This window comes from Mesorhizobium sp. M7D.F.Ca.US.004.03.1.1, assembly GCF_003998635.1.
Classification (GTDB): Bacteria; Pseudomonadota; Alphaproteobacteria; order Rhizobiales; family Rhizobiaceae; genus Mesorhizobium; species Mesorhizobium loti.
In genome coordinates this window covers 1-7,129 of the sequence record NZ_RZQG01000252.1, presented here as the reverse complement: position 1 = coordinate 7,129, position 7,129 = coordinate 1, and the positions used below count along the sequence as shown (strand labels likewise).

Here is a 7,129-nt window from a genome sequence, read left to right as displayed (position 1 = left end):
GTGCCGGACGGCGCCACCAGCGCCACCATCTCACCGCGCTTCAGCGAGAAGTCCGCACCGTTGAGAATGGTGAGCTTCCGCGGCCCCTGGACATAGTGCCGCTCGACGCTCTTCAGCTCGATAATGACCTCGGCCATTACTCGTACCTCAAGGCTTCGACCGGATCGAGACGCGCGGCCCGCCATGCCGGAAACACCGTTGCCAGGAAGGATAGGCCGAGCGCCATCAGGATGACATAGGTCGTCTCGCGCGGATCCATCTTCGCCGGCAGCTGGCTGAGGAAATAGAGTTCCGGGTTGAACAGCACCTTGCCGGTCATCCACGAGAAGAACTGGCGGATGGATTCGATGTTGGTGCAGATCAGCACGCCGAGCAGCACGCCGGCGAGCGTGCCGGTCACGCCGATCGCCGCACCCGTCATCAGGAAGATGCGCAGGATGGCGCCGCGCGACGCCCCCATGGTGCGCAGGATGGCGATGTCGTGCCCCTTGTCCTTCACCAGCATGATCAGGCCGGAGATGATGTTCAGCGCCGCCACCAGCACGATCAGCGTCAGGATCATGAACATGACATTGCGCTCGACCTGCAGGGCGGAGAAAAAGGTCTCGTTGCGCTGGCGCCAATCGACCATGTCGATCGGCCGCTGCGCCGCCGCCTCCACCTTCGGTTTCAGCGCATCGACATCATCGGGATTGTCGACATAGATCTCGATCGTCTGCGCCCGGCCGTCCATGTTGAAATAAAGCTGCGCTTCGGAGAACGGCATGTAGACGATGGAGGTGTCATATTCGGACATGCCGACTTCGAAGATCGCCGCGATCTTGTAGCCCTTCATGCGCGGCGTCGTGCCAATCGGGGTCACGTCGCCGTCCGGCGAGATCAAGGTGATGGTGTCACCAAGCGTCAGGCCGAGATTCTCAGCCATGCGCTTGCCGATGGCAACGCCCTCGCCGGTGTCGAAATCGGCGATCGAGCCCTGCTTGATGTTGCTGGCCACGATGGCGATCTTGCTGAGATCCTCGCCTCGGATGCCGCGCACCAGCGCTCCGGTTCCACCGCCGACATTGCCTTGCGCCAGCACCTGGCCGTCGATCAGCGGGATGGCGTATTTGACGCCTGATACACCGTTGATGCGGCCGGCGACCTGCGCATAGTCCTCAAGCGGCGAATCGAGCGGCTGCACGATCAGATGGCCATTGACGCCGAGGATGCGCGTCAACAGCTCCGCCCTAAAGCCGTTCATCACCGCCATCACCACGATCAGCGTGGCGACGCCCAGCATAATGCCGAGGAAGGAGATCGAGGCGATCACCGAGATCACCGTCTCCTTGCGCCGCGAGCGCAGATAGCGCCACGCGACCATGCGCTCGAAGATGGAAAAGGGTCCGGCGCCCGCCGATCTTGCCGCCACCGCCTCGCTCATGCAGCGACACCGAAGCGCTTCTTCGCGTCCGCGATCGGCAGCGTCTCGCGCTCGCCGGTCTTGCGATTCTTGATCTCGATCTCGCCGGCGGCCACGCCGCGCGGTCCGACGATCACCTGCCATGGCAGGCCAATCAGATCGGCGGTGGCGAACTTGCCGCCGGGCCGCTGGTCGGTGTCGTCGTAGAGCACGTCCTTGCCGGCGGCGACGAAAGCGGCATGCAGCTCGTCGCAGACGCGGTCGCACTCGGCGTCGCCCGCCTTCATGTTGATCAGCCCGATGTCGAACGGCGCCACAGCTTCGGGCCAGATGATGCCGTTGTCGTCATGGCTGGCTTCGATGATCGCCGCGACCAGGCGCGACGGACCGATGCCGTAGGAGCCGCCGGAGACGAAATGATCCTTGCCGTCGGGCCCGGTCACCTTGGCGCCCATGGGCTTGGAATACTTATCGCCGAAATGGAAGATGTGGCCGACCTCGATGCCGCGCGCCGAGACCTTGTCACTCTCGCCGATCTTTTCCCACGCCGCCTCGTCATGCATCTCGTCGGTGGCGGCGTAGGGCGTCGTCCACGTCTTGACGATGTCGGCGATCTCGGCGTCGTTGGCAAAGTCGGTATTGGCGCCGGGCACATCGAGCGAAAGATAGTCGCGATGACAGAAGACCTGGCTCTCGCCGGTGTCGGCGAGGATGATGAATTCATGGCTGAGATCGCCGCCGATCGGCCCGGTGTCGGCCCGCATCGGTATAGCCTGCAGCCCCATGCGCGTGAAGGTCCGGAGATAGGACACGAACATCCTGTTGTAGGCCGCCTTTGCGCCCTCGAAGTCGAGGTCGAAGGAATAGGCGTCCTTCATCAGGAATTCGCGCGACCGCATGACGCCGAAGCGCGGCCGCACTTCGTCGCGGAACTTCCACTGGATGTGGTAGAGATTGAGCGGCAGGTCCTTGTAGGACTTCACATAGGCGCGGACGATCTCGGTGACCACTTCCTCATTGGTCGGGCCGTAGAGCATGTCGCGGTCTTGCCGGTCCTTGATGCGCAGCATCTCCTTGCCGTAGTCGTCATAGCGGCCGCTTTCGCGCCACAGATCGGCCGACTGGATGGTCGGCATCAGGATTTCCAGCGCCCCGGCGCGATTCTGCTCCTCGCGGATGATGCGGCAGACCTTGTCCAGCACCCGCTTGCCGAGCGGCAGCCACGAGAAACTGCCCTGCCCCTGCTGGCGGATCATGCCGGCGCGCAGCATCAGCCGGTGCGAGACGATTTCAGCCTCGCGCGGATTTTCTTTGAGGATAGGCAGGAAATAGCGCGACAAACGCATGGACTGGTCCGTGAGTGAGGATGGCCGCGTCAGAATCGGCGCGACATTGGCTTGCTTGACCCGGCTTCATAGCCATTTCATGGCCGAATGGGAACCCAAACCCGGCGGCGCAGTGCCGCACGCGTCTTACTGGACGTTTCGAAAGCAAAGCCTGCCATACTATTGTGCAGTGCAGCACGAGAATGCCTGTTTCGAGGCAAAATTCTTCGTGACATTTTCATTCGCGTTAGGCTAATGTGCCCCGATAACCGAGAGGGTAGAAAAAAATCTGCTCTCCTACGCGGTCAAAGTCTTGGGAGGATGCGATCTAGGCGCGGTTACTCGCTGCCGCCGGAAACCGGAAACAGATCGGACGCGTTTAAATTGCAAGGCCTTGTGCCTTGCATTTTTTTTGTGCAATCATCTGCTTAGCGCAACGCGTTGCCAAACCGCCTTACCTTGCGTCAGCACTCCCCAGCCACAAAACGGCACGGCATTGCCGTCCGAAACCGCCCATGGTTCCGATGGATGAAAACGTCTTTTGCCGGACAGTCTATTTGGGCCGGACAGTCTATTTGGCTGGCGTCTGACCGAAATCCGGCACGATGTGGGGGATGTCGTTGAGGCTGTATCCCAGGCCATGCGTCAGGCCATAGAAAATGGCCATCAGGATCGCGGTGGCGACGGTGGTGCGGATCACGGCGCGCAGCATGTGGGGGCCGCGCGGTGCACTCGGAACCGTGCCCAGCGTCACATCATGATCGTCGTCCTGCGTCTTCACGCTGAACGGCAGCACGGCAAACAGCACCACCCACCAGGTCGCGAAAAACAGGGCGGTGAACGAAACCCAGCTCATGATTGCTCCAGTTCGATCAGCGTGCCGAAGAAATCCTTCGGATGCAGGAACAGCACCGGCTTGCCATGGGCGCCGATCTTCGGGTTGCCGTCGCCCAGCACGCGGGCGCCGGCAGCCTTGAGCTGGTCGCGCGCGGCCAGGATGTCGTCGACCTCGTAGCAGAGATGATGCATGCCGCCGGACGGGTTCTTCGCGAGGAACGCTGCGATCGGCGAGCCCTCGCCAAGCGGCTCCAGCAATTCGATCTTGGTGTTGCCGACATTGACGAACACCACCCTGACGCCATGCTCCGGCAAAGCCTGCGGTTCCGTCACTTCGGCGCCGAGCGTATTGCGGTAAGCAGCGACGGCCGCGGTCAGGTCCGGCACCGCGAGCGCGACATGGTTCAGCCGTCCGAGCATGTGCGAGCGATCACTCCTCTGTCCAATGACTGCGTCATACGTCAAATCGACTGATATCAATAGCCATGCACGAGGCGCGCACTGTCGCAGTTCGATGATCATTCTTCCAAATCACGATCGAGGCTGTTCCGATCGCCAGCCGCAAAGCACAAACGGCAATGTCCGATATCCGCCCTGCCCGCGCCCGCATTTTTCCTTTCGATCTCGGGTCATTCAAAGCTGCCGCCTTGCTCGATGCCGTCGATGGCGCGAGATTAATTGTTCACCCGCTCGCACCTATTCTTTGCCGACCAGGTCCTCAGGTATGGCTTCACAATGAAGATCCACTGCCTGACTCTGGGCTAGGGTGATCTGGTCCTGAAACAGATCGCAATGCAGCTGATTATCATTGGCACCCGGCGTATTTGATCCGGAAAATATCTGAACCAGGACGCTCGGCTTCTGGTCGACAATGTCTGCCAGCTTCTTCGCAATCACTGGGGCGCCCGTTACGTGGACCGTTTGGTCGACGACATCGACAGGAATGGTTTCCGCGCCCATTTCCAGTTGAGCATAAGGCTTGAGCTTTAGGCGCGCGATGGCTTCCGGGCTGGCGTCGCCGTAAAACTGATTGGCAAGGGTGACCTGCCGATGCAGGCTTTTCATTCTCTCGATGGCCTCTGGGCTGAAACTGATTTTCACGTCATAGCCGTAGGACTTGGCAGCAGGCGTTGCGGCGGCCGCCTCGCCAGCATCTGAACCAAGTTGCACCAAGGCCCCGCCGACGGCGGCCAGCGCAACTACTCTGAGAAGCTGGAACGGTCTGGTCATATAAGATTTCCTCCTGTGATGGGGCTTCTGCGAAAAACCGATGAAACCAGATAGGCCATTACGGCGCCGACAATGCCGACAGCCAGATAAGCCGACATTGCCCACAGGCTGTTCGTTTCAATCACTTGGCATCATCGACATCTCGCTGGGGTCGGAACGCTTCAGTGGTTGATGACGCTGATTTCCCAAGACGTCCCGGTACAAGCCTCTCCGTCCACGCAGAACGCGTTCACCCACAGCTGTCCTTTGTCGAACATGATGCCTTTGCTGCTAACCTTCAGATCTTTGTATTTCTGCTGTTTCACGACCTTGATCACCGCCGGGGTGATGATCTGGTCGTAGACCGGAAGAAGATCCTCGTACGTGGCGAATATGCGTTCTTTGCCGTCAACGGTGATGGTCACCGGATATTCGTATTCCTGGCCTATCTTTGTCCCGTCGGCGATGTTGAGCTGCAGGAATTTAAACGCGGCGAGAAACCCCGTGTGGTCTACTTTCAGGAGACTATCGATGTGGGCATTCACCGCGCCCACGGATTGTGCGTAGGCCGGCTGTGACAGTGCCGCGCACACGACAAAGGCCGCCAACGGCCTCCAGGTTCCAGTTTTCACGATTCCCCCCATTTAGTCTTGCCCGAGACGACTTGTCGTCTACGACGACGACCAAACTGAGGCAAATGCAAGCGAATTGTGCGTCTGGGTCGTGTCTCAGTTTCCTGTCTCTGCAAGCCCCTCTTTGCGGCGGTATGCCCACAGCGCAAGTGCGCCTGGGCGGATGCTATCGGGGTGGTCCAGGCGAACGATATCCTCGCTGATGGTCCACGGCGCTGGAAAGTCGGCGACCACTTCGGTTCCGGCAATCCGGGCATCGTCATAGGTCTCCTCGGCGATCTCGCCGTCGAACACAAAGCGAAGCTTGATCTCCGTTCCTTCCCAGCCGCAGGTGACGGCCCGAAGGTTGTGCGGGACGGCACCGAGAAGAGCGCGCTGCACGGAAAGTAGCAGTGTTGCGCGAATGTCATTCATGAGCGTGTCGCTTTCAATTAATGTTCGCCCACATTTTATGTAAGCGGTGTTCTCAGGCCACGGCGTTTAGCTCGGGCGCCCAGATGTAGGCCCAAGCCAGGAGGTCATCGATTTGGCTGTTCGGATAGCCGTTGACGATCCTGGTGAGTACGTCGGCGAGATAGCCGGGCGGCTCGACGCATTGAGTTTGCAGGTTTCGATCAGCGACGCAATGACCGCCCAGTGTTCGGCATCGCCGTCCGAGCCGAGCGCGTTCTTGTGGTTGAGCGCGATCGGACGGATTGAGCGCTCGACAGCGTTGCTGTCGATGGCATTTCTCGTCGAAAGCGATGGGCAACAACTGCTGATCTGGTCGGACGCCTTCCTGCACTATGTCGTGTCCATCCAGCAGCCGGATTGGCATGCCGATTTCGATGATGACAGGCAACAGGCCGTCGCGACGCGCAAGCGGCTGCTCAAGATGGCCGCGGAGCAGCGCCTGCTGGTCGCCGACCACCACATGCCATTTCCAGGCCTGGGTTACATCGAATCGGCCAATGGTTCTTTTCGCTGGCTTCCGGTCAGCTATCAGCTCAACGTCTAGCTGCCATCCTCACCTTGTGACGAACACCGTCACCAGCGGCTTCTTGCCCCAGGCTTCGTTGGCGGCACCGCGCACGGCGCGCCGTACGGCTTCTTGCACCAGGTCGAGGTCTTTTCGGCGCTGGCGGGGGATCGAGTCCACCGCGCCGATTGCCGCATCGATCATCAAATCTTCCAGCGTCTCGCCACGGCCATCGGCCTCGGCGACGCCGATGGCGACCAGATCGGGGTCTCCGGCAAGTTCATATTTGTCGTCGAGCACGACATTGACCGCGACATGGCCGGCAAAGGACAGTTTGCGCCGGTCGCGAATGCCCATCGCCTGATCGGTGCCGATCAGTCTGCCATCCTTGTAGACGCGGCCGAACGGCACTTGATCGATGATGGTGGCAGGGCCGGGAGCGAGCCGCAGCATGTCGCCGTCGCGCACCTGCGCCACCTGGCCGATGCCGGACGTCGACATCAGCGACCCCTGCGCCACCAGATGCGCCGCCTCGCCATGCACGGGGACGCCGATCTGCGGGCGCACCCATTCATACATCTTGCGCAATTCGCTGCGCCGCGGATGGCCGGAGACATGCACCAGCGCGTCGCCGTCCTCGATGATCTTGACGCCGAGATCGATGAGGCGGTTCTTGATCTCGAGGATCGCCTTCTCATTGCCCGGAATCGTGCGCGAGGAAAACACCACCGTGTCGCCGTCACCACGTTTTCCTCCAATGTCGGAC

General features: G+C 60.6%; 9 protein-coding genes and 2 pseudogenes. 1 reads left to right on the top strand and 10 read right to left on the bottom strand.

Annotated elements, in window-relative coordinates:
* The 9 genes and pseudogenes from EN935_RS42085 to EN935_RS16000 all read right to left on the bottom strand — a co-directional run.
* Positions 1-137: pseudogene (locus EN935_RS42085) on the bottom strand (ABC transporter); the annotation flags it as partial.
* Positions 137-1,423 (bottom strand): lipoprotein-releasing ABC transporter permease subunit, encoded by a 1,287-nt coding sequence (locus EN935_RS16040; protein ID WP_109667946.1) that lies wholly within the window; start codon positions 1,421-1,423, stop codon positions 137-139. The pseudogene EN935_RS42085 and the gene EN935_RS16040, both read right to left, overlap by 1 nt.
* Positions 1,420-2,748 (bottom strand): proline--tRNA ligase, encoded by a 1,329-nt coding sequence (proS, locus tag EN935_RS16035; protein WP_109667948.1) that lies wholly within the window; start codon positions 2,746-2,748, stop codon positions 1,420-1,422. Before proS ends, EN935_RS16040 begins: the two co-directional genes overlap by 4 nt.
* A 550-nt stretch (positions 2,749-3,298) precedes the next feature.
* Positions 3,299-3,583: a DUF1467 family protein gene (locus tag EN935_RS16030; protein WP_109667950.1), complete on the bottom strand. Its 285-nt coding sequence runs from the start codon at positions 3,581-3,583 to the stop codon at positions 3,299-3,301.
* A complete protein-coding gene (mce, locus tag EN935_RS16025) occupies positions 3,580-3,984 on the bottom strand; it encodes a methylmalonyl-CoA epimerase (protein WP_109667952.1) in 405 nt (134 codons plus the stop codon). Before mce ends, EN935_RS16030 begins: the two co-directional genes overlap by 4 nt.
* Before the next feature lie 276 nt (positions 3,985-4,260).
* A complete protein-coding gene (locus EN935_RS16015; RefSeq protein ID WP_127264543.1) occupies positions 4,261-4,794 on the bottom strand; it encodes a hypothetical protein in 534 nt (177 codons plus the stop codon).
* Between the two features lie 161 nt (positions 4,795-4,955).
* Positions 4,956-5,381, bottom strand: coding sequence for a hypothetical protein (locus tag EN935_RS16010; RefSeq protein ID WP_127264542.1), 426 nt, complete (start codon positions 5,379-5,381; stop codon positions 4,956-4,958).
* Positions 5,382-5,501: 120 nt separating this feature from the next.
* The gene (locus tag EN935_RS16005; RefSeq protein WP_109667957.1) at positions 5,502-5,819 is read right to left on the bottom strand and encodes a hypothetical protein; all 318 of its coding nucleotides are present in this window, start codon (positions 5,817-5,819) and stop codon (positions 5,502-5,504) included.
* A 52-nt stretch (positions 5,820-5,871) separates the two neighbouring features.
* Positions 5,872-6,128 (bottom strand): annotated as a pseudogene (locus EN935_RS16000) (transposase domain-containing protein); the annotation flags it as partial.
* On the opposite strand from EN935_RS16000, the gene EN935_RS15995 reads away from it, so the two are divergent.
* Positions 6,082-6,402, top strand: a complete 321-nt coding sequence (locus EN935_RS15995) for a hypothetical protein (protein WP_245488983.1) — start codon at positions 6,082-6,084, stop codon at positions 6,400-6,402. The pseudogene EN935_RS16000 and the gene EN935_RS15995 overlap by 47 nt on opposite strands.
* A gap of 9 nt (positions 6,403-6,411) precedes the next feature.
* Here EN935_RS15995 and EN935_RS15990 read toward each other — a convergent pair.
* On the bottom strand, positions 6,412-7,129 hold a 718-nt coding region (locus tag EN935_RS15990; RefSeq protein ID WP_164771153.1), incomplete at its 5' end, for a ribonuclease J.